The sequence below is a fragment of the Aequorivita soesokkakensis genome (assembly GCF_001641085.1).
Classification (GTDB): Bacteria; Bacteroidota; Bacteroidia; order Flavobacteriales; family Flavobacteriaceae; genus Aequorivita; species Aequorivita soesokkakensis.
The window spans coordinates 178718-200259 of sequence record NZ_LXIE01000012.1 but is presented as its reverse complement, the minus strand read 5'-3'; the positions used below and the strand labels follow the sequence as shown (position 1 = coordinate 200259).

At 37.5% G+C, this 21542-nt stretch carries 19 protein-coding genes; 15 read left to right on the top strand and 4 right to left on the bottom strand.

Features of this window, described 5'->3' with window-relative positions:
- Positions 1-11: 11 nt before the first annotated feature.
- The 11 genes from A7A78_RS07180 to A7A78_RS07130 all read left to right on the top strand — a co-directional run bounded on the left by A7A78_RS07180 (position 12) and on the right by A7A78_RS07130 (position 10700).
- A complete protein-coding gene (locus A7A78_RS07180) occupies positions 12-944 on the top strand; it encodes a nuclear transport factor 2-like protein (protein WP_068761753.1) in 933 nt (310 codons plus the stop codon).
- Between the two features lie 82 nt (positions 945-1026).
- Complete coding sequence (locus A7A78_RS07175) at positions 1027-1851, top strand: hypothetical protein (RefSeq protein WP_242649260.1); 825 nt, start codon at positions 1027-1029, stop codon at positions 1849-1851.
- 126 nt (positions 1852-1977) lie between these two features.
- Positions 1978-2313 carry a hypothetical protein gene (locus A7A78_RS07170; RefSeq protein WP_068761752.1) on the top strand — a complete coding sequence of 112 codons (336 nt, stop codon included), beginning with the start codon at positions 1978-1980 and terminating at the stop codon, positions 2311-2313.
- 48 nt (positions 2314-2361) lie between these two features.
- A complete protein-coding gene (locus tag A7A78_RS07165; RefSeq protein WP_207489339.1) occupies positions 2362-2907 on the top strand; it encodes an ester cyclase in 546 nt (181 codons plus the stop codon).
- 37 nt (positions 2908-2944) lie between these two features.
- Positions 2945-3823, top strand: coding sequence for an ester cyclase (locus A7A78_RS15290; protein WP_165593552.1), 879 nt, complete (start codon positions 2945-2947; stop codon positions 3821-3823).
- Positions 3824-3905: 82 nt separating this feature from the next.
- Positions 3906-5270: an MFS transporter gene (locus tag A7A78_RS07155; RefSeq protein WP_068761751.1), complete on the top strand. Its 1365-nt coding sequence runs from the start codon at positions 3906-3908 to the stop codon at positions 5268-5270.
- Positions 5271-5350: 80 nt separating this feature from the next.
- Positions 5351-6532, top strand: coding sequence for a dipeptidase (locus tag A7A78_RS07150; protein WP_094746071.1), 1182 nt, complete (start codon positions 5351-5353; stop codon positions 6530-6532).
- Positions 6533-6547: 15 nt separating this feature from the next.
- On the top strand, positions 6548-7351 hold the full coding sequence (locus A7A78_RS07145) for a DUF3472 domain-containing protein (RefSeq protein WP_068761750.1): 804 nt from the start codon (positions 6548-6550) through the stop codon (positions 7349-7351).
- 72 nt (positions 7352-7423) lie between these two features.
- Complete coding sequence (locus A7A78_RS07140) at positions 7424-8473, top strand: proline iminopeptidase-family hydrolase (RefSeq protein WP_068761749.1); 1050 nt, start codon at positions 7424-7426, stop codon at positions 8471-8473.
- Positions 8474-8514: 41 nt separating this feature from the next.
- The gene (locus tag A7A78_RS07135; protein ID WP_068761748.1) at positions 8515-10035 is read left to right on the top strand and encodes a tetratricopeptide repeat protein; all 1521 of its coding nucleotides are present in this window, start codon (positions 8515-8517) and stop codon (positions 10033-10035) included.
- A gap of 38 nt (positions 10036-10073) precedes the next feature.
- Positions 10074-10700, top strand: a complete 627-nt coding sequence (locus tag A7A78_RS07130; protein ID WP_068761747.1) for a carbonic anhydrase — start codon at positions 10074-10076, stop codon at positions 10698-10700.
- A gap of 69 nt (positions 10701-10769) precedes the next feature.
- Here A7A78_RS07130 and A7A78_RS07125 read toward each other — a convergent pair whose 3' ends face one another.
- Positions 10770-11726, bottom strand: a complete 957-nt coding sequence (locus A7A78_RS07125; protein ID WP_068761746.1) for a fasciclin domain-containing protein — start codon at positions 11724-11726, stop codon at positions 10770-10772.
- A 181-nt stretch (positions 11727-11907) separates the two neighbouring features.
- Between A7A78_RS07125 and A7A78_RS07120 the strand changes: the two genes are divergently transcribed.
- A complete protein-coding gene (locus A7A78_RS07120; protein ID WP_094746064.1) occupies positions 11908-13410 on the top strand; it encodes a M28 family peptidase in 1503 nt (500 codons plus the stop codon).
- Between the two features lie 73 nt (positions 13411-13483).
- Here A7A78_RS07120 and A7A78_RS07115 read toward each other — a convergent pair whose 3' ends face one another.
- The 3 genes from A7A78_RS07115 to A7A78_RS07105 form a co-directional block, all read right to left on the bottom strand.
- Positions 13484-14986 carry a hypothetical protein gene (locus A7A78_RS07115; RefSeq protein ID WP_131811114.1) on the bottom strand — a complete coding sequence of 501 codons (1503 nt, stop codon included), beginning with the start codon at positions 14984-14986 and terminating at the stop codon, positions 13484-13486.
- Positions 14987-15139: 153 nt separating this feature from the next.
- On the bottom strand, positions 15140-15607 hold the full coding sequence (locus A7A78_RS07110) for a hypothetical protein (RefSeq protein ID WP_068761743.1): 468 nt from the start codon (positions 15605-15607) through the stop codon (positions 15140-15142).
- Positions 15608-15653: 46 nt separating this feature from the next.
- Positions 15654-17417: a hypothetical protein gene (locus A7A78_RS07105; RefSeq protein WP_068761742.1), complete on the bottom strand. Its 1764-nt coding sequence runs from the start codon at positions 17415-17417 to the stop codon at positions 15654-15656.
- Positions 17418-17521: 104 nt separating this feature from the next.
- On the opposite strand from A7A78_RS07105, the gene A7A78_RS07100 reads away from it, so the two are divergent.
- From A7A78_RS07100 to A7A78_RS07090, 3 genes are read left to right on the top strand one after another with little or no spacing between them, the layout of a single operon-like run.
- Positions 17522-18031 (top strand): RNA polymerase sigma factor, encoded by a 510-nt coding sequence (locus A7A78_RS07100; protein ID WP_068761741.1) that lies wholly within the window; start codon positions 17522-17524, stop codon positions 18029-18031.
- Positions 18032-18072: 41 nt separating this feature from the next.
- Positions 18073-18999, top strand: a complete 927-nt coding sequence (locus A7A78_RS07095) for a FecR family protein (RefSeq protein ID WP_094746063.1) — start codon at positions 18073-18075, stop codon at positions 18997-18999.
- Positions 18980-21541, top strand: a complete 2562-nt coding sequence (locus A7A78_RS07090; RefSeq protein ID WP_068761740.1) for a TonB-dependent receptor — start codon at positions 18980-18982, stop codon at positions 21539-21541. Before A7A78_RS07095 ends, A7A78_RS07090 begins: the two co-directional genes overlap by 20 nt.
- Position 21542: the final 1 nt, after the last annotated feature.

The window sequence follows — 21542 nt, the reverse complement described above, 5'->3', positions numbered from 1 at the left end:
AATATATAACAATGAAAACAAAAATTCTCTCGGTAATGATGCTCATAGCCTTCATTGCCACCGCACAAAAAAAGAACGGAACAGTTTACATTGAGCATCCATCCATAGATGTTGTAAACCAATTTGTAGCAGCTTCAGTCGCCGGTGATCGGTCAAAAATGGCAAGCTACTTAACAGACGATTTTAAGGCCTATAACGGTACCTCGGACAGGGCGAGTGACAAGGGAATGGACAAAGAATCCTTTTTGGACAACCAAATGGTCTATCACGACCAATTGGACTATTATAATATTGTTCCATTTCCCAACTCCTATCCCGATGCCATTGAGTACAAAAAAGACAATACAGATGGTGCCGTTTGGGTACAGACCTGGGATCTTATAAAAGGCGTACATAAAATCACTGGTGTTAAAATTGATGCAGCATCACACAGATTGTACACGCTCAATAAAAACAATAAGATAGCGATGCTAATTTATTATAAAAACGACGGACCGATTGATGAAATCCGTGCCAGTTTTACCGACAGGAAGAATGGAACCATCTACAACCATCACGAATATATTAATACAGTCCGAAAAATGGTGTATGCTTTGGAAAACAATGATCTGGACAAAATGTATAGTTTTTATGATGATGATGCTGAATTTATAGATTCCAGTACGCCTGATTACGAAAGTATTTCACTGGCTGAACAAAAAGTTATAGACAAACAGATTTTAGATAAATATGAAGTTTCCAGCATAGACATGGTTGGCTATCCAGACTATTTGCATTACGAAATGGGTGATGCAGACGTGGTTATGTCTTGGTGGAATATTAACCTAATTCGCAAATCAGACAAAAAAGCGATTATCCTTCCCATTCACTATGTAAACTACTTTAATAAAGAAGGAAAGATAATTTCGGAAACAGCTTATTACAACGCTAAATTATTTGATTAATCAAGAAACTCCCCAGTTGATTAAGCTAAACAATTTAATACTAACCCGTTTTCGCCTAAGGCGGAAACACAAATTAAACATTATGAATTTTTCAAAGAAAAATCACGAACACCAAAACAACAATATTTGGGCCGTGAGTAAAAAATTAATTTTTACTATGCTTTTACTTCCATTATTGGCAGTATCGCAAAACAACACCGAATACGGCGTATTCGAAAATGCACTATTAACGCCCAATCCTGGTCAAATAACACAATTTGAAAAGGGGATTACGGCACACAATAAAAAATACCACGGCGATGGTCCTTATGGCGGACGTGTGTATTGGATTTCCAACGGACCCAAAACCGGGAGCTATGTATGGGTTATGGGACCCTTTCCTTGGAGTTCTTTAGACAATAGACCCGCCCAAAAAGATGGACACGATGCCGATTGGAACAACAATGTTGCTCCATACATCACAGCCGATAGCGGTGCGCAAAGTTACTGGCGTTTTAACGCAGAAATGTCTCGATTTCCGAAAGATTTCACCATAAAAAATATGGAGGTGGACACGTGGGACATAAAGAGAGGTAAATACAAAGAAGCTATGGCCTTAGTAAAAAAAGTCCACGACATGTACGCCTCAAAATCGCCTGAAGATATCTATGGTATTTACACCAATGAATTTTCCAGCACCAAAGAAGGACGGGACCTGGCGGTCATTTCATTTTTTGAAAAATCGGCATGGTTGGGCGAAGATCACGACATTTCAAATAAATATGACGAAATGTACGGAGCCGGAAGTTGGGACCGGTTTTTAAAGGACTGGATGGACGTGACCAATGGCGGCGATACCGAAATTTGGATTTATGTTCCAGAATTAAGTGGAATTAGTGGTGATGTAAAAGTTGCCGATAGAAAATAATTAATAGCTTCTATATGTCTGTTCGAGCGCAGTCGAGAACTCCTTATGGAGTTAATGACAAAAAAGGTTTCGACTGCGCTCAACCAGACATGTAGATTAATTTTTTAGTATTCAAAAGTTAAAATCATGAAGACCGATCAAACACAATGGAGCAAGGAAGAGCTGAAAACTTATATACTAATTCTCTGTGCAAAGGCTGATAAAGTTGAAGCCGAGGAAGAGATTGCGCTCATAAAGGCAAAAGTATCCAATGAAGTTTTCGATAAAATGCATCGAATATTTCAAAATGATGATGAAGATGAAAGTCTTGAAAAAATTCAGGATGTCTTGGAGCACCACCATTATTCTGAGTTGGAAATCTGTGAGCTTAAAAATGAAATTCAGAAAATCTTTGCCGCAGACCGCAAAATACCAATGGCTGAAAGCAACTTGGGAAGAATTTTGGAAAATATTATTTACTGAGAAGAAAGAACAAAGAGAAAATACAATAGATACTTATAAAAACCCAATATGATGAAATTAAAAATATTATTACTTCTACCCTTCCATTTTATAAGCATACTTGGTGTACAGGCTCAAAATCCAGATCCGCATGGAAGTGCTGAATCTGCAATTACAGGAATAATTTCTTCAGAAATAAATAACGATACGATGTTTGATATCAATGCATTTGCCAAAGACTACGCCCAAGCATGGTGTAGCCAAAAACCAGAATCTGTGGCTTCATTTTATGCTGAAAATGGTTCATTAACTATAAACAAAGGCACACCTGCTGTGGGAAGGACCGCCATTACCCAAAGTGCCAAAGCATTTATGGATGCCTTTCCGGATGATATGATTGTGGCTTTTGACAAATTAATAAAAACCAAACATGGCTACGAGTTTCATTGGACGTTAACCGGAACGAATACAGGTCCAAATGGCACAGGTAAAAAAGTGAACATCAGCGGATTTGAACTCTGGCAAATTGATGAAAACGGTTTAATAAAAGAGTCTAAAGGCACTTTCGATGCTGAAGAATATAGCCGGCAAATTAAATATGGCGTAAATGATTAAAATTCAAAAATAAATCAACTATAAAAACCATTCAAAAATGAAAACATCAAATTTACTTTTAGCCATCGCTTTATTAAGCATTTCAACAGTATTCGCTCAAAAAAGCAATATTGAAAAAGACCTTAAAATGTATGAGCAGGTTTGGAATGACATCGTTAATAAAGGTCAAATTGATCTTATCAATGATAAAAACTTCGACCCAAATGTCGTTCAGTTAAACGATAGTGGAAATATTGTAGGCATTGCAGATTTCAAGGCATATTACCAAAATTTCATAACGGGATTTTCTGACGTTAAATTCACTGTTGAAGATGCTTTTGGTCAAGGCAATAAAATTGTTAAACATTGGCGATTTCAAGGCAAACATACTGGCGATTTCTTCGGCATTCCAGCTACTGGAAAAACGGTCGATGTCCATGGAGTAACATTAGTTTTAATGAAAAATGGACGCATTGCCCAAGAGCAGGATTTTATGGACAATGGTGTGCTTATGCAACAATTGGGATTGGTTAGCGATCCAAATAATGTAGCTATTGTTGATGGGGTATATAAAGCATTTGCAGTTGGTGACATTCCTTCAGTACTTGGAGCAATGGATGCCAAAATAGTTTGGAACGAAGCCGAAAGCAATTCATTGGCAGATGGCAATCCTTACATAGGACCAGACGCTATATTAAATGGTGTTTTTGTTCGTCTTGGCGCCATGTATGACGGTTTCAAATTGAAAAATATTAAACTTCACGAAATGAGCGATAATCAAGTACTTGCCACATTGCGATATGATGCTACAGTAAAAGCTACAGGCAAAAAAATTGATGCTCAGGTAGCACATTTATGGACTTTGAAAGATGGAAAAGTAATCGCATTTCAGCAGTATGTAGATACTAAGAAGCTTGCAGAGGCGGAAAATAAATAGCAATATTCCGAGAAAACAGACAGTTTCCCCATGTCATAAATAAAACGAAGGATTTTTATTCCTTACACTTAAAACCAATGTCATGGCAAAAGAAAAAAATAGACAAAAAAAAAGATTCAGCCGCATTTTAACTGATAATGCTTTAACGCGCTACGTTACTTTTTCCGCGCTATATACCGCCCAAGGAATACCTGAAGGAATTACTTTTTTTGCCATCCCCGCATGGTTGGCGATGAATGATAAGTCCGCAATGGAAATTGCTGCCTATGTTGGGGTAATTGGAATTCCATGGAGCTTTAAAATTTTGATTGCCCCCTTAATGGATCGTTGGACTTTCTTGGCAATGGGCAGAAAAAGGCCATGGGTTATTTTTGGGCAATTGGGATTAATCATCAGTTTTTTGTGCATCGGGCTAATTCCTGACCCTTTAAACAATGCTTTTGGATTGATGGCGGCAGGATTTTTTATCAGTTTTTTTGGAGCATTTCAGGACGTGGCAACCGATGGAATGGCGGTAGATGTGATTCCCGAAAACGAACAGGCCAGAGCCAATGGTTTAATGTGGGGAACCAAAACCATTGGCATTTCTGCATCTTTAATTATTGGCACTTGGCTTATCAATACGGTTGGTTTTTCAATAGCCATTTCCTCACTTTCCATTGCAGTGGCAATGATTATGATTTTCCCAATATATTTTAAGGAACGAGCTGGAGAAAAATTAATGCCGTGGAGCCCGGGTGAAGTTTCTTCAGAATCAAAGCAAACACAGTTGAGAAGTTGGAAACATATATTTAAAAGTCTTTATAAAGTTGTGCGCCTAAAATCGAGTGTCGTGTTTGGTATTGGAGCTTTTGTGATAGGTTTAATGTTCGGGCTTATAGATACACTACTTCCTATTTTTAGTATTCAGGAATTGGGCTGGACAAACACTTCCTTTTCAAATGCGTTTTCAATTACAACGGTAATAGGAGGATTTTTAGGCATGTTCATTGGTGGCTATTTGGTAGATTATTTTGGTAAAATCAAGATGCTTTCAGTGTATTTAAGTTTACTAATTATCCTTATTGCGGTATTTGGTTTTATGACCAATTTATGGAGCAACAATGTGGTTGTTTATGGCTTTATCTTATCCTATTACACATTATACACTTTTTTATGTATTGCAATGTTTGCGGCGGCAATGCACTTGTGTTGGAAAACAGTTGCGGCAACTCAATTTACAATTTATATGGCACTCTCAAATATGGGACGAGCGACTGGAGCTGCCATGCTCGGCGTTTTAAAAACCCACTATAGTTGGGAAATCGTTTTTCTTATTATAGCCATTATGCCTCTGATTATGGCAATTCTCATTCGATTTATAAATTTTGACAAACACAGAGTTACAGTAGATAGCTTTGTAATATTAAATCAGAAATTTGCTGCTCCTCAGGTAATTAAAGATTAACTTTAACAATGGTCAAACTTTTCAGAAACATCAGCAAAAACTTTCTTAATGAGAAAAAGCTAGCAATCAATAACTATATTATGAAAACAAAACTACTTTTCATCAGCTTAATCGCAACATTTCAACTAAGCGCGCAAAACTACCAAAACATCCACAAAAATGCAATTTTGGTTGATACCCACAATGATTTTCTTACCCAAACCATGGAAAAGAATTTTGTTTTTGATACCAATTTAAAAGGCAAAACCCACAGTGATTTAAATCGAATAAAAGAAGGTGGCGTAGATGTTCAGTTCTTTTCCGTTTGGAGCGATGGCGAAAAACAGAATCCGTATGATTTTGCCAACCGCCAAATAGATAGTTTGGATGCCGTTATTAAACGGAATCCCGATAAAATTGTAAAAGTCGCCAATTCAAAAGAACTTTTAAAAGCCGTAAAACAGAACAAAATTGCAGCATTGATTGGTGTGGAAGGCGGCCATCAATTTGAAAACGATTTGGGCAAACTTGAAGCGCTTTACAATCGTGGCACGCGGTACATAACCTTAACTTGGAATAACTCTACCCCTTGGGCAACAAGTGCTTCGGACGAGACCAATCCCGAGGGCGCAAAAAATTCCGAAGGAAAAAATGGGCTTACAGCTTTTGGCAAACAAGTAGTTCAAAAAATGAATAGCTTAGGAATGATGGTAGATATTTCGCACGTTGGCGAGCAAACGTTTTATGATGTAATTGCAACAACCACAAAACCTGTTATCGCCTCCCATAGTTCAGTCTATGCCCTTTGTCCGCACAAACGAAATTTAAAGGACGACCAAATAAAAGCCATTGCCAAAAATGGCGGCGTTATTCAAATTAATTTTAATTCAGGATTTATTGATCCTTCGGTTGACGCAAGGGAAATGGCATTTATTGAAAGCCACAAAGCAGAAATAGATTCCCTAATGCAAACGGGAATGGAGCCATTTTTAGCCCAAGAAAGTATATACAAAAAATATACTGAAGAGTCAGAAGCTCTTCGTGCACCATTTGAATGGGTAATTAAACATATTGAATATGTTATTAAATTAGTTGGCGTGGATTATGTGGGCATAGGTTCCGATTTTGATGGAATTTTTCTGCCACCAAAAGAGTTGGACGATGTTACAGATTATATAAAAATCACAAAAGCTTTGGCTGAAAAAGGCTATAGCGAAAAAGATATTGATAAAATCCTTGGCGGAAATCTGCTTCGGGTTTTAATAGCGAATGAAACCAACTAACATAAACCAACCATTATGAAAAATTACAAGCAAATTTACATTTCAGCCTTGCTATTATTTTTTTTCGGACACAGCGTTTTAAACTCTCAAAATAATACGAATGATAACGGATTGACATTTAAATCGCCAACCTATGTAGCTTCCGCAATTTTTAATTGGCCGCAACTAAATGCTGATAGTTACGGTTATAATAATTTGGACTTTTTTCTCACTGTTGAAAAAGAAGCACCCAATTTTTATTGGGCACATCAATTCTCTTTTGTAAACGGTAAGTCTGCTTATATGGGGCTTCAAACTACAGCTTCATTTAAAGGAGAGCAAACAAAGATTGCTATTTTTTCAATTTGGGATTCAAAAGGTGTAGAAAGTGCAGCCAATGGATTTTCCGAAGCATTTGGCCACGAAGGGAGCGGCTATTCTTGCAGAATAAAGTACAATTGGCAAGAAGGGCGTAAATATCGTGTAAGAGTTTGGGAGTTAGAAAAGGCAGTTGCGCCAGAAACTGGAACTTGGTGGGGGTCTTGGGTAATGGACATGGAAACTGAAAAAGAAGAATTTATTGGTAAAATTTTAGTGCCAAAATCCTGGCAAAGACTCGCACCTGTATCGTATAATTTTACTGAATATTGGGGCTCGCAAGACGGTAACAGACATCCTTGCAGTACCGTTGGCTACACTTACACTGTTTATGATTACCCTACAATGTCTAACGGAGCTGTAAAACCAACCGATGCTATTTTTGAAAGAAATGACGAATGCGCTTCACTTTCAAAAACTGGGCAAATTGGGCCAAATAAATATCAAGTAGAAGGATGGTAAGTAAAAAAAATCAAAATATATATGAAAAAAATAATTCTATAATTTCAAAAAAAAACAACTAAATCAACCGTTATGAAATACATAATTTACACATTAATATTTTCAGCAACACTTTTATTTAGTTGTGCCGAAAAACAAGAAACCTCAAAAACAGAAACCGCCAGCAAATCCAGCTATTTCGATTATTCCAATAGCGATGACCAAAATACCGGAGGTATCAAAATGATTCCAATTGAAACCGCAAAAGGCACTTTTAATGTTTGGACAAAACGTATGGGCAACAATCCAAAGATGAAGGTTTTGTTACTTCACGGCGGTCCCGGCGGAACACACGAATTTTTTGAGAATTTTGACGGCTACTTTCCTAATGAAGAAATTGAATACATCTATTACGATCAATTGGACAGTTATTACAGCGACAAACCAAACGATTCCACCCTTTGGTCCACTGAACATTTTGTGGAAGAAGTAGAGCAAGTGCGAAAAGCATTAAATCTTGATAAAGAAAATTTTTACCTACTCGGCCAATCGTGGGGCGGAATTTTGGCGATGGAATATGCGTTGAAATATCAAGATAATTTAAAAGGCTTGATTATTTCAAATATGATGGCGAGCATTCCAGAATATGAAAAATATGCCGAAGTTTTGGGAGCCCAACTTCCTCCACAAATCTATAAAGAAATCAAGGAATTGGAAGCCAAAGAAGATTTCTCAAATCCCAGATATTCCGAACTCGTGATGAACAATTATTATACAGAGCATATTCTTCGCAAACCTTTGGATGAATGGCCAGAATTCATCAATCGCGCCTTTTCACACCTCAACCCAAATATTTATATCTATATGCAAGGTTACAGCGAATTTGGTGTAACGGGAAATGCAACTTTAAAAGGATGGGATGTTTCAGATAGATTAAAAGAAATTAAAACTCCAACATTAATGATTGGCGGAAAATACGACACCATGGATCCAAAATATATGGAATGGATGAGCACACAGGTTCAAAACGGAAGAAGTTTGACAGTAAATGCTGGACATTGTTCACAATATGACGATCCAGAAAATTATTTTCCGGGATTGATAAAGTTTATTAAAGATGTAAATACAGGGGAATTCAAATAAAGCAAAATTCATTATCTTTAAAATCACCCAATACATTTATTATGAAGTATCTATCAATTTTTTTGGCACTATTTCTTATAATTTCCTGTAAACAGAAAGAAAAAGAAACTGATGCTTTGGGTGTTGTGAATATTTCTGTCACTGGAAACAAAAATGCTCTACCCCATTTTAAAAAAGGGCTGCTATTACTGCATTCCTTTGAATACGAAGACGCCCGCGAAGCTTTTCAAAAAGCAAAAAAGGAAGACCCTGAAATGGCAATGGCGTATTGGGGCGAAGCCATGACCTATAACCACAGTTTATGGCAGGAACAGGATTATGAAGATGCCGCTATAGTTTTGGAGCAACTTGACGAAATTAATTCCAAACAAGAAACAACGGAACTTGAAAATGATTTAATTGAAGCAGTACACATACTTTACAAACCAAAAACAGAAAAAAAGGAACGTGATATTGGCTATTCCGAGTTTATGGAAAGTTTGTACAAAAAATATCCAGCCAATCAAGAAGTTGCTGCATTTTATGCACTGTCTTTGCTGGGTTCCGTTGAAGAAGGAAGAGACGATGTGATTTATGGCAAAGGAGCAAAAATTGCAAAAGGTATTTTAAAGGAAAACCCAAACCATCCCGGAGCTTTACATTATTTAATACATTCCTATGACGATCCCAACCACGCTTCACTTGCGCTGGATGCCGCCAATGCCTATTCAAAAGTAGCGCCAGATGCCAGCCATGCACTGCATATGCCTTCACATATTTATGTTGCAATGGGGATGTGGGATGATGTAATTTCTTCAAATATTGCTTCCTACCAAGCAAGCCTTAACAGAATGGAGAAAAAAAATCTGGACAACGACTCTCGTGGCTATCACGCTTTCCATTGGTTAGAATACGGCTATCTTCAAAAAGGAAATCAGGAAGAAGCAAAAAAAATGGTGCTTGATATGAAAAAATATGCTGCTGAAACCCCTTCAAAAAAAGCACGAGTGCATGTGGTATTTTTAAAAGGAACCTATTTAACCGAGACAGATGAATGGGACGGTGAAATAGCAAATATTCCTGTAGATATAACCGACTTGAATATTTCCGTTCGTTCCCAATATCACTTTCTGGAAGGGATGAAAGCTTTTAAAGAAGGTAATATATCAAAATTGGACAGCTTGATTAACACTATGGAACAAGATCATAAAAGGGAATCCTTTGTTGTAGCAGAAGGCAGTTCCAAACTTTGTTCAGCAGTTACACGCGATGAAGCTACGGAAATGGATTTAAAAGAATCTGAAATAAGACAAAACCAATTAATGGCGCTTCGCGCTGAACTAAATAATGATTTAAAACTGGCCGAAGAACATTTTATAAAATCCATCGATATTGAGAATAGTCTGAGTTTTAGCTATGGTCCGCCATCCATACAAAAACCGCCTCATGAGTTGTTTGCAGATTGGTTGCTTACCCAAAATAGAAATGAGGAAGCCGCAAAACACTATTCACTCGCACTTAAAAATGGGCCAGGAAGATTGCGCATTTTAAAAGGAATAGAAAATACAAAACAGGTAATTTAATTATCTTTGAATTCTGAAAAAATCCTTCAAAAAACAATATGAATATAGATCAAATCTTCAAAAACAATCAAGCTTGGGTAAATGAAAAATTGGGAAACAATCCTGATTATTTCAAAAATCTGGCAAATGGACAAAACCCAGACGTACTTTATATTGGCTGCAGCGATAGCCGCGTTACAGCAGAGGAAATTATGGGAGCCAAACCTGGAGAGGCTTTCGTGATGCGAAACATATCAAATATGGTTTCAAATTTAGACCTTAGTGCCATGAGTGTTATTAATTATGCCGTAAACCACCTAAAGGTGAACCATATAATTGTTTGCGGCCATTATGGTTGTGGTGGCGTAAAAGCTGCAATGCAGAGCCAGGATTTGGGTATTTTGAACCCGTGGTTGCGAAATATTCGCGATGTTTATAGATTACATCAAAAAGAATTGAATTCCTTTTCAAACGAAGAAGAAAAGTACAGAAGATTGGTAGAGCTAAACGTTCAGGAACAGTGCGTTAACGTAATAAAAACGGCTGACGTACAACTTGCAAACCGCAACCGAAACTTAACCGTGCACGGCTGGGTTATGGATATGGAAACCGGAAAATTGATCGATTTAAAAATTGATTTTGACCAAATCCTGAAAGAGATTATGGAAATTTATCATTTGGATTGAGAAGTCCTAAAAATAAAGAATGCTGCCATCTGAAAAAGAAAGCAGCATTTTTCCAATAAAGTACCTGTATTATAATTGGGGAAGAAGTACTTTATCGATAGCGTGAACAACACCGTTTGAGGCTTGAACGTCCACAACTATAATATTACTTACTCGTCCGTTTGGATCTGTAAGAGTAGCGTTTGACGCATCAACAACCAAGTCTGCCCCTAGAGTTGTTACAGTTCCATCTACCAAATCTGCTGCACGAACATTGGCACCAGCTATAACATGCGTACTTAAAGCAGCTGTAAGTGTAGGGCCATCAATATCATTTAAACTACTTGCTCCCAATTCAGCCAATAAAGCTGTGAAAGCATCATTTGTTGGAGCAAAAACCGTAAAAGGTGCTGGAGAAGTTCCAGCTGGAGTTGACAAAATACCCACAAAATCTGGCTGGTCTGCACGTGTTAAAGCTGTAACCAAGGTAGCGAAAGTTGAATCGGCAGTAGCGAAGGTGACTACCGTTGGCAATGCAATTACAGCATTTACAGCGTGAATCACTCCATTGTCAGCTTCAATGTCCGCAGTTGTTACGGTAGAAATTCCATTCAATTTTACACCAGTGGAAGTATTTACATACATACTTAAATTAGCCCCTGAGGAAGCTTCTGTTGCCAAGGTATTTACGTAACCTGTTGTTAAATCACTAGCCATATTAACACCGCTAACAACGTGATTTAACAATACATTCGTAAGCAAAGCTGTTGGAACATCATCCAAACTTGCAAAACCATTTGCGTTTAAAAAGGCGGAAAAAGCTGCATTATTTGGAGCGAATACCGTAAAACTTCCTTGTCCATCAAGGGTTGCGGTCAGCCCAGTTTTATCTAACGCTGCCTTTAAAGAGGAATAATCATCATTTGATGCAACAAAATCAGCAATCGTATTTGTTTGAGGGTCTGGATTGGTATCATCGTCATCACTACAGGAAGCAAATCCTAAAGTGATAAAAACAATCAGTGAGATTTTCAGTAAATTTTTCATGGGTTTTATAGTTTATTTATTAGTCCAACAAAACTATTTAAACAAATCCCTCATAAAAAGCACTTTAACTTTTGTTTAAGTTTTATGTGAAAAGATTAAACAGTTTTAAAAAAATAAAATTTATTGTTTCAATACAAAACTTATCTTTATGCACAGTTTTAACCAATTTTCAAATTAAATTATGAAGTACACCATTTTTTTTATCTCGTTATTGCTAAGCTCAATCACTCTTTACTCACAATCCGATAAAGAGAAAGTAGAAGCTACCATTACTAAGAACAAAATTGAGGGCCACATATACTTTTTGGCCGATGATCTTTTGAAAGGAAGGCAAACGGGAACACCTGAAAATAAAATTGCTGCTGCCTATCTTGCCAATACCCTTAGAAGTTATGGCGTAAAACCAGTTACACAAAACGTGATGAAAGGCTCAAACACCGAAAGCTATTTTCAAGAAATAAAACTGAATAAGGTTAGCCCAATAAAGCGTTTGCTTTTAGCAATTGACGGCAAGGAACTAAAGAGAAAAGTGGTATTAAAACCGAATAAAATGGAGTTCACGGGTGAAGCCATTTATTTAGGTTACGGCCTTGAAAACGATTATAAAGGAAAAAATGTTTCGGAAAAAATTGTAATTGTAAGATCCGGAGCACCCAAAGTTACAGATACCCGCGCTGCTTTTGGCTTGGTTGAACAGAAAGAGCAATTGGCAAAAGACCATGGAGCGATTGCCGTGATTGAGCTTTTGGACGCCAATGAAACAACGTGGGGCTATATTGACCATAATTTTAATAGTGACCGAATAGAAATTGCAAAGGATAAAGAAAACCAAGACGGAAAAAAAGGGCTTGCCTATCTATGGGTCCACGACGAAAATAATGTTCAAGCCAAAGCATTTGAGTCTAAAAATTATATGAGTGCAAAACTGATGATGGAAGGTGAAGACAAGCAAACAATCATTTCCCAAAATGTAATCGGAATGGTTGAAGGAACAGATTCTCAATTAAAAAATGAATTTATAATATATTCTGCACATTACGACCATGTGGGCATTGGCAAACCCGATGAAACCGGCGATGAAATATACAACGGAGCAAGAGATAACGCCGTGGGAACAACAACGGTTTTAAGTATGGCTGAAAATATTGCAAAATACCCAACCAAACGTTCGGCTTTATTTATTCTTTTCACAGGAGAGGAAAAAGGGTTACTGGGAAGTCAATATTATGTTGAAAACCCCTTGCTCCCTTTAAACAAAATGGTTTATTGTTTTAATAGTGACAATGCGGGCTATAATGACACTTCGGTAATTTCAATTATTGGATTGCCCAGAACCACTGCTTCCGCCAATATAAAAGATGCAGCCACAACTTTTGGCTTAAAAGCAATTGATGATGCCGCTCCAGAACAAAATCTTTTTGAAAGAAGTGATAATATTGTTTTCGCCAGAAAGGGTATCCCCGCTCCTACTTTCTCTTTAGGCTTTCAATCTTTTGATGGTGATGTCACCAAATATTACCACCAACCCGGTGATGAAGCTGACACGTTGGATTATGACTATCTGCTGAAATTTTTTCAGAGCTATGTATTGGCCGGAAGACTTATTGCCAATGATCCAAAAACGCCAACCTGGACCACAAATGATAAATATGAGGCTGCTGGAAAGGCATTATATGGAAATTAATTAGTTTTAAAATTTCATAAAAACAAAAAAGCCACGGGAAACCGTGGCTTAATCATGGGGATAAAAAAGGCAACTAAAGTTTTTGAAATGTCAAGTAATCAGTACCACCGTTACCTCCACTAACATCAAATAGCTCAACTCTTGTATTGTTGTAGGTAACAACATCCCAATCATCATTAAATTCATCAAAAGGCATCGCGGTTCCAAAATCCAATAGTACATCAAGACCATTACTACTGTTAACAACACTCCAAGTCCCGTTGATTGTATTGCTATTATTTGCGGCAACTACAGTTCCATCAGAATTAAAAGTAAGGGTATAACCGTTGTAATCGTTGGTTTCGTCATCGCCATCGTCTATATAGCTTTGCACATACCATTGCCCATCCATTAAAATATTGGCAAGCTCTGTGGTATTACCTCCTCCATTACAATCTTCGTAAGGGTTTCTGCCAAAATTCAAGTAATCTGTTCCGCCATTACCACCACTAATATCAATTAATTTTATGATTTGTGCATCAAAGCTTGTTACGTCCCAATCATCGTTTAAATCTTCAAAAGGATCATCGCTGCCAGTTATCTCAAAATTTAAAATAAGGTCTATTCCGCTGCTACTGTTGGTGACTGCCCAAGTACCATTAACTGTGTTGCTTGTGCTTATAGCTGTAACAGTTTCATTGGCATTGAATTTAAATTCATACTCCACATAATGGCAGGTTTCATTATTTCCATCATCCTCCAATAAATTTACATACCATACACTATTTATCAAATTATCAGTGAATTCAGAAGTATTTCCCCCGCCGCCGCCATTGGGTGTGCGTTCGTAAGTTAAAAAGTCAACACTTCCGTCTCCGCCGCTAATGTGCTTCAGTTTAATGATATCTTGAGTTGCTTCTATAATATCCCAATCCTCGTCCAGCTCATCAAAAGGAGTATTATTTCCAAAGAAAAGGTTTAGATCCGGGGTGTTGCTATTTGTAAGGCTCCAAGTTCCATCTACACTATTTGCAGTACTTACGGCTTGAGCAGTATTGTCTGGATTAAAGGTAAACTCATATCCAGCAAAATCACCAGTTTCATCTTGATCATCGAAAAAATAAGTGACAAACCAAGAGCCCGTGGTCAATATAGTTTCAAAATCTGAAGGAAAACCACCGCCGTTAGATGAACAATCAGAAATTAATGTTACCAATTCTGCATTGCTGTTAACTTCTACAACAGTGCCATCCTGCAATACAACGTTTATGGGAAACTGCAAGGCAATATAAGTTCCAGGATCCAAGGAAAGCAATAAAGCAAGCAGTTCACCGTCGTTACCTACCGTCTGCGTTCCAGTTTGTTGCTGATCTGAGTTGTAGATAAAGAAAGTAAGCGGATAAACAAGGTCTATACAATCTATGGAAGAAGTATTGTTATTATCTGAAGTGCGAAGGAGTAAGTCTCCTAATTCAGAATTTACTGCTACCATATCTGAATTAGAATCATCAAAAGGCAATGAATCTTCAGTTGTACAGGAGCTTACTAGAAAAATCAATAAGAAGGTTAAGAAAGAAAGTTTAGCTAATTTATTCATGGTTAATTATTTTTATGTTATATGATTAGGACAGATAACCTTCAAAAAACCCTACCTTATTTCTTAAATTAATAATGAAAAAAATTAATAATTAAAGGCATAAAAAAACCATCCTAAAAGGATGGTCTAATTGGGGAAAGAAAAAATTAATTTTTAAATTTTTTGAAATGTTAAAAAGTCTGTACCTCCATTTCCGCCACTAACATCGGTCAGTTCAATTTTTGAATTGCTCACCGAAATAATATCCCAATCATCAGAAAGGTCTTCAAAGTCTGCGGGAGAAGCGAAGAAAATATTGAAATCCGTATCATTTGAACCTCCATCATCATCGCTTGAATTGCTATCTGTTACGGACCAAGTTCCGGTTACTGTTGTGCTTCCCTTAACAGCTACCAAAGAACCGTTTTCATTGAAAGTAAACACATAGCCTGTAAAATGCCCCGTTTCTTCATGATCTGAATCAAAAAAGTAAGTGATTTTCCAACTGCCACTTTGTGCAGTATTTATAGTTTGTGGAATAGTTGTGTTTTGCTGTTGGCTGTTATCATCATCTTTGTCGCATGACATTGCCAAACCTGTGTAAATAAAAATAACGAGTGTTGCTTTTAATAGGATTTTCATAGTTTAAACTTTTTTATTGTTTATTGTTTATTGTTTATTGAAATTTCTAATTCTTTTTGAAGATCAAAGTATCTTCAATTTCCCCATCACTATTCCGGGTAATAAAAGTTACTGAGGTTGGCGAATATTGAAGCGCTTTGTATTCATCATCGTCAGTTCCATTTATGGGGCTGTCCATATCAAATTCAAAGTTTAATTCTTGTCCGGTCACGGATATAATCCATATTCCATCAACATTTTGAGAGCCTTTTGTAGCCAAAACATCTTGATTGGCAAAGAAGGTATAATCATATCCAGAATAATCAGATGTTTCATCGCCTCCATCGTCCAAATATTTTTCAATGTACCAAGTACCCGATTGCAGAATATCACGAAGCTCCTGTGGATCTGGGCCACCACCGCCTCCTCCATTTGGTTCGCGACCAAACGTTAGAAGATCTGTTCCGCCTCCGCCACCACTTACATCAGAAAGACGGATAATGGTTTGTGTGGCTTCCAAAACGTCCCAATCATCGTTCAATTCAGAGAAATCGCCATTTGTTGTAGTTTCAAAATTTAAGATAAAATCCAAATTTCCGCTATCAATTTCAGCAGTCCAAAAGCCATTAATTGTATTGCCACTGCTCACGGCAATTGCATCCCCGTTTCTTAAAAATGTAAATTCATATTCATTAAAATTTGCAGTGTGATCACTTCCATTTTCCTCCAGCAAGTTTACGAACCAACTTCCGGTGCTCAGGTTTTCTATGAAAAGATTTAATTCTGTATTGTTCCCGCCGGTATTAGGATTACGGCCGAACGTTAAATAATCTGTACTACCATCGCTGCCGCTGATGTGTTTCAGTTTAATAATTTCAGAAGTGGCTTCCAGTATTTCCCAATCTTCGTCCAATTCATCCAAAGGCGCATTGGTTCCGAAGAAAAGATCGAATTTAAAATCGTCAACAAGCGCCCAAGTTCCAGCTATGGTATTTCCAGATTTTACGGCTTGTGCAGTTCCATCCAAAGCGAAACTAAACTCATAACCGGCATAATTATCAGTCTCGTCATAGTCATCAAAAAAGTATTCAACATACCAAACCCCAGTTGTCAAATCTTCCTCAAATTGTGAAATGTCTATCGGGTCAGTATTGGTATTTGCCACGCAGTCCAAAATCAAGGCTTGTAATTGTTGGTTACTGTTCACTTCGGAAGTTGAACCGTCAGCAAGTATTACAGAAATAGAAAAATCCAAACTGATAAAATCATTCGGGCCCAAACCTTGCAGAAAACTGAAAAGTTCCAAATCACTATTCACAATCACAGAACCCGTTTGCTGCTGATCTGCATTATAAGTGAAAAATGTGATTGGATACACAAAATCCAAACAGCCAATTTCAGTGTTGTTTGAGTTGCAGGTTGCCGCCAGAGCGTCCAATTCGGCTTGGTTGTTTACGGTTACTTGGGTGAAATCAAACAATTCAAGCGTGATGGGGAAACTAATTTCCAAGGTATCAGTGTCGTTGGGAAACTGATTGAAAATCTGTTCGATTAACAAAATATCTTCGGGAGTGTTTATCGTTACTTGCTGCCCGTTGGCAATTACGGTTACGGGAAGCAATACGGAAGCGCATCCATTTCCATCAATTAAATCATCATAAGTACCAGGATTTTGGGAGGTTCGCAACAGCAAGCCCGTTAAGGGCGAATTTGCCGTTATGGTATCCTCGGGAGTTTCATCTATAAATTCTTTTTCCTCTTTTTGGCAAGAGAAAAGCGCAATACATAAAGAAAGTAATGCAAAATATAGTAAGAGTTGTATTTTTTTCACCCTAAAAAAATTTGTTGGTTTATGTTAGAACAAATAAATTAAAATAAACCCTACCCACCAACTTGAAAAACTTTTAAATATATTTGAAATCCATCAACCCGTTTATGAAAGAACCCGAAAACGTTTGTAACGAAAATATATTTAATCGCTTGTATGAAGCCCACGGAAAACCTGTTTGGCGGTTTATCTATTTTAAGTGTGGCGATACGGCGCAAGCGGATGATTTGGTGCAGGAAGCTTTTATAAAATTATGGCAGAATTGTGCAAAGGTTACGCAGGAAAAAGCAAAATCGTTTTTATATACTGTTTGCAATAATGCTTTTTTAAACGAAGTAGCGCACAAAAAAGTAATTTTAAAGCACGCGAAAAGTCAACCTGAAAAAACAAATTTCCATTCCCCAGAGTTTTTGATGGAGGAATCGGAATTTCACGAAAAACTTAAATCCTCACTTGAAAATCTTACTGAAGCACAACGCACCGCATTTCTTTTAAACAGAATAGAAGGAAAAAAATATGCTGAAATTGCCGAAATGCTGAACATTTCAGTGAAAGCAGTGGAAAAACGAATGAGCCAAGCGCTGGCAACACTTCGGAAGGAAATTGGAAATATTTAAATTTTTAAGGTAGGGTAACACGCAACTTAGCTGTTTAACCTATGAATACAAAGAAAATGGAGAAAGACTACTTATTGCACAAATGGCTCAACAATGAAGCTACTCCCGAAGAACTGGAACAGTTAAAGACTGATCCGGAATATGCTTCGTATATCCAAATTGCCGCAGCAAGTGCTGGTTTTGAAATGCCAGAAATGGACAGCGAATCAAACTTTAAAGCCATTTCAAATAAAATAAAACCAGTGCATCAATTGCACAAACCAAATATTTTTTCAATTGTCTGGAAAGTGGCCGCCGTGTTTGCGGTTTTGTTGGTTGGTTATTATTACACAACCACTTTGGACACTTCAGTAAAAACTGAAATTGCGCAGACCGAAACTTTTTCATTGCCCGATAATTCTGAAGTTGTGCTGAACGCAGGTTCAAAAATTACCTATAACAAAAAGAACTGGACCAATTCCCGTGAGCTTTCTTTGGACGGCGAGGCTTATTTCAAAGTAACAAAAGGAAATAAATTCAGCGTAAAAACCGTTGAAGGTACTGTAAGTGTTTTGGGAACGCAGTTTAATGTGTTTGCGCGGGATGGGCTTTTTACGGTTGCTTGCTACGAAGGTTTGGTAAGTGTTGCTTTCAATGATACACTTTTAAAAGTACCCGCGGGAAGTAAAGTTCAGATTGAAAACGGGAAATTAGTGATAAATGAAACTGCCGATACCCCTTCCCCAGTATGGCTTGCCCACGAAAGTAATTTTGAAAATGCGCCTCTTTCCTTAGTACTTAAAGAATTAGAAAGACAATATCCAATTAAGATAACTTCGGAAAAAGTAGTTTCTGAACATAGATTTTCGGGCACTTTTACCCATGAAAATCTGGAGCTGGCATTAAAAGCTATCTGTGAACCCTTACATTTGAATTATATCACAAACGAAAACGGAACTGTAATTATAAATGCCAAAAATAGCGAGTAGCTACAAAATCTTGGTTTTCCTTTTAGTTTTCTGTGCTTTTGGATCCAAATCCATTGCACAGGAAACTGATAATACTACACTCTTGACCTATTTGAAATTTTTGGAAAAGGAATTCAATGTTAGGTTTTCCTATGTCCGTGAGGAAGTTGATGGAATTAAACTGAAACCACTTTCAAATGAAAACACTTCAATAGAAAATGTGCTTTCGTATCTTCGTGAAAACACACCTTTACTTTACCACCGCATCAACGAACGCTACATAACCATTACTTCCAAAGAAAACGATGGTAGCCTTTGCGGGCGTATAATCGATTTTGAAACCCAGTTACCGTTGGAAGGCGCAACGATTGTATCTGAAAACAATTCGTTCAACACCATTTCAAACGCGGAAGGCTTTTTTTATATCCCAGCCCATCACAAAAAAGTAAGTTTTACGGTTTCGTTTGTGGGCTATAAATCAATTAAAGTAAACACTTCAAACCTTTCAAATGACTGTTCTGCCTTGCTTTTAGTACCGTCTGTTTCTGAATTGGAAACAGTTATCGTCCAAAATATTTTCACAAAGGGAATTGATAAAAATCTGGATGGATCAATTACTATTTCAACTGAAAATTTCGGACTGTTGCCCGGACAGGTTGAAGGGGATGTTTTGCAGATTACTCAGGCGTTGCCCGGAGTGGAAAGTGTGGACGAAACCATTTCAAACATCAACATTCGCGGGGGAACGCACGATGAAAACCTGCTGCTTTGGGACGATATAAAAATGTATCAAAGCGGGCATTTTTTCGGTCTCATTTCGGCTGTGAACCCTGACATTACCAAAAACGTAATTATTTATAAAAACGGGACAAACATTCGTTATGGCGAAGGCGTTTCGGGGGTTATCGATATGCGTTCAAAAAACAAGATTTCGTCAGAAACCGAAGCGGGAATTGGTTTCAATTTGGTGAATGGCAGCGGGTTTTTGGACATTCCCGTTTCAGAAAAACTCGGCATTCAAGTTGCCGCAAGAAAATCCATCAACCATCTTTGGGAATCGCCTATTTATAAAAATTACACCAAACGTATTTTTCAGGACAGTGAAATTTCGAACATTGAAAACACTGAAAATAATGTCGCAATTACTGCTGATGAAAATTTCAGTTTTTACGATTTCAGCACCAAATTATTGTGGGATATTTCGGAAAAAGATAAAGTGCGCGTCAACTTTTTAACGATTGACAATTCGCTGGATTTCACAGAAACCTTGGAAACCAATTCACAATCAAAAACCAGCGAGCTGGACCAACGCAGCTTATTGGGCGGCGTTTCGTGGAATCGTTTTTGGAACGACAATATTGAGACAACTGCTTTGTTTTACGGCACTTATTACTTGCTGGATGCCATAAATAAAGACATCTTCACTACCCAAGAGCAAATTCAAAAAAACGAAGTTTTGGAAACGGGTGCTAAACTTGACGCCAATATTGGGCTCTCGGAAACTTTAAAGCTTCAAGCTGGCTATCATTTTTCAGAAATTGGAATAGCAAATACACAGGATGTAAATCTGCCGCGATTCCGCGATTATGAAAAGAATGTTTTGCGAACACACGCGCTTTTTGCGGGATTGAATTTTGTTTCAAACAATCAAAATACCTTTGTTTTTGGAGGCGTTCGTGGAAATTATTTTTCAAAGTTTGGGGAAATTTTAATTGAACCACGTCTAAGTTTGCACCAAAAATTTGGAAATGGCTTTGCCGTTGAGGTTTTGGGGGAATTCAAAAGCCAAAGCACTACGCAACGAATTGATTTTGAAAGTGATTTTCTCGGCATCGAAAAAAGAAGATGGATTTTGGCAGATGGCGAAAACACGCCAATCATAAAAAGCAAGCAGGCTTCCGCAGGTTTGGTCTATAGCAAAAAAGGGCTTTTTATGAATTTGGAAGGTTTTTACAAAATAGTGGAAAATATAAACAGTGCAAACCAAGGGCTTCAAAACCAGTTCCAGTTTTCAAAAGCGATTGGAAATTATACGGTAAAAGGCGCCGAATTTGTGGTGAACAAAAAAACGAAATCGTTCAGTACGTGGCTTAGCTATATGTACAGCAAAAATAATTATGAATTTGAAAATCTCGAACCATCAACGTTTGCAAATAATTTGGATGTTCAGCATTCCGCAACGCTTGCAGGAACCTATTCTTTAAATGCCTTGAAAATCGCTTTGGGACTTAATTGGCACAGCGGAAAACCCTATACAATTCCTTTGGAAAATTTTGAGACAACCACTGAGGGCGGAATAACGACCATTCAATTTGACGCTCCAAACAACGAGCGTTTGCCGGATTATTTCCGTGCAGATCTTTCTGCGGAATATCTTTGGAAGCTCTCCCCTTCCATTGATGCAAAAATAAATATTGCGCTTTTAAACCTGTTGAATACGGAAAATACTATTAACATCCGCTATGCTTTGGCACGGGATGAAAACAATGAAATAACCGTAAACCAAATTGAGGAAATTTCTTTGGGAATTACGCCAAACTTTTCGTTTCAGGTTTTGTTTTAAA

Excerpts from the sequence above, each read along its gene's own strand:
- A7A78_RS07115 (WP_131811114.1), bottom strand. The coding sequence starts at position 14,986 with ATGAATAAATTAGCTAAACTTTCTTTCTTAACCTTCTTATTGATTTTT.
- A7A78_RS07175 (WP_242649260.1), top strand. The coding sequence starts at position 1,027 with ATGAATTTTTCAAAGAAAAATCACGAACACCAAAACAACAATATTTGG.
- A7A78_RS07125 (WP_068761746.1), bottom strand. The coding sequence starts at position 11,726 with ATGAAAAATTTACTGAAAATCTCACTGATTGTTTTTATCACTTTAGGA.
- A7A78_RS07110 (WP_068761743.1), bottom strand. The coding sequence starts at position 15,607 with ATGAAAATCCTATTAAAAGCAACACTCGTTATTTTTATTTACACAGGT.
- A7A78_RS07180 (WP_068761753.1), top strand. The coding sequence starts at position 12 with ATGAAAACAAAAATTCTCTCGGTAATGATGCTCATAGCCTTCATTGCC.
- A7A78_RS07135 (WP_068761748.1), top strand. The coding sequence starts at position 8,515 with ATGAAGTATCTATCAATTTTTTTGGCACTATTTCTTATAATTTCCTGT.
- A7A78_RS07170 (WP_068761752.1), top strand. The coding sequence starts at position 1,978 with ATGAAGACCGATCAAACACAATGGAGCAAGGAAGAGCTGAAAACTTAT.
- A7A78_RS07095 (WP_094746063.1), top strand. The coding sequence starts at position 18,073 with ATGAATACAAAGAAAATGGAGAAAGACTACTTATTGCACAAATGGCTC.
- A7A78_RS15290 (WP_165593552.1), top strand. The coding sequence starts at position 2,945 with ATGAAAACATCAAATTTACTTTTAGCCATCGCTTTATTAAGCATTTCA.
- A7A78_RS07100 (WP_068761741.1), top strand. The coding sequence starts at position 17,522 with ATGAAAGAACCCGAAAACGTTTGTAACGAAAATATATTTAATCGCTTG.
- A7A78_RS07145 (WP_068761750.1), top strand. The coding sequence starts at position 6,548 with ATGAAAAATTACAAGCAAATTTACATTTCAGCCTTGCTATTATTTTTT.
- A7A78_RS07090 (WP_068761740.1), top strand. The coding sequence starts at position 18,980 with ATGCCAAAAATAGCGAGTAGCTACAAAATCTTGGTTTTCCTTTTAGTT.
- A7A78_RS07130 (WP_068761747.1), top strand. The coding sequence starts at position 10,074 with ATGAATATAGATCAAATCTTCAAAAACAATCAAGCTTGGGTAAATGAA.
- A7A78_RS07155 (WP_068761751.1), top strand. The coding sequence starts at position 3,906 with ATGGCAAAAGAAAAAAATAGACAAAAAAAAAGATTCAGCCGCATTTTA.
- A7A78_RS07150 (WP_094746071.1), top strand. The coding sequence starts at position 5,351 with ATGAAAACAAAACTACTTTTCATCAGCTTAATCGCAACATTTCAACTA.
- A7A78_RS07165 (WP_207489339.1), top strand. The coding sequence starts at position 2,362 with ATGATGAAATTAAAAATATTATTACTTCTACCCTTCCATTTTATAAGC.
- A7A78_RS07140 (WP_068761749.1), top strand. The coding sequence starts at position 7,424 with ATGAAATACATAATTTACACATTAATATTTTCAGCAACACTTTTATTT.
- A7A78_RS07120 (WP_094746064.1), top strand. The coding sequence starts at position 11,908 with ATGAAGTACACCATTTTTTTTATCTCGTTATTGCTAAGCTCAATCACT.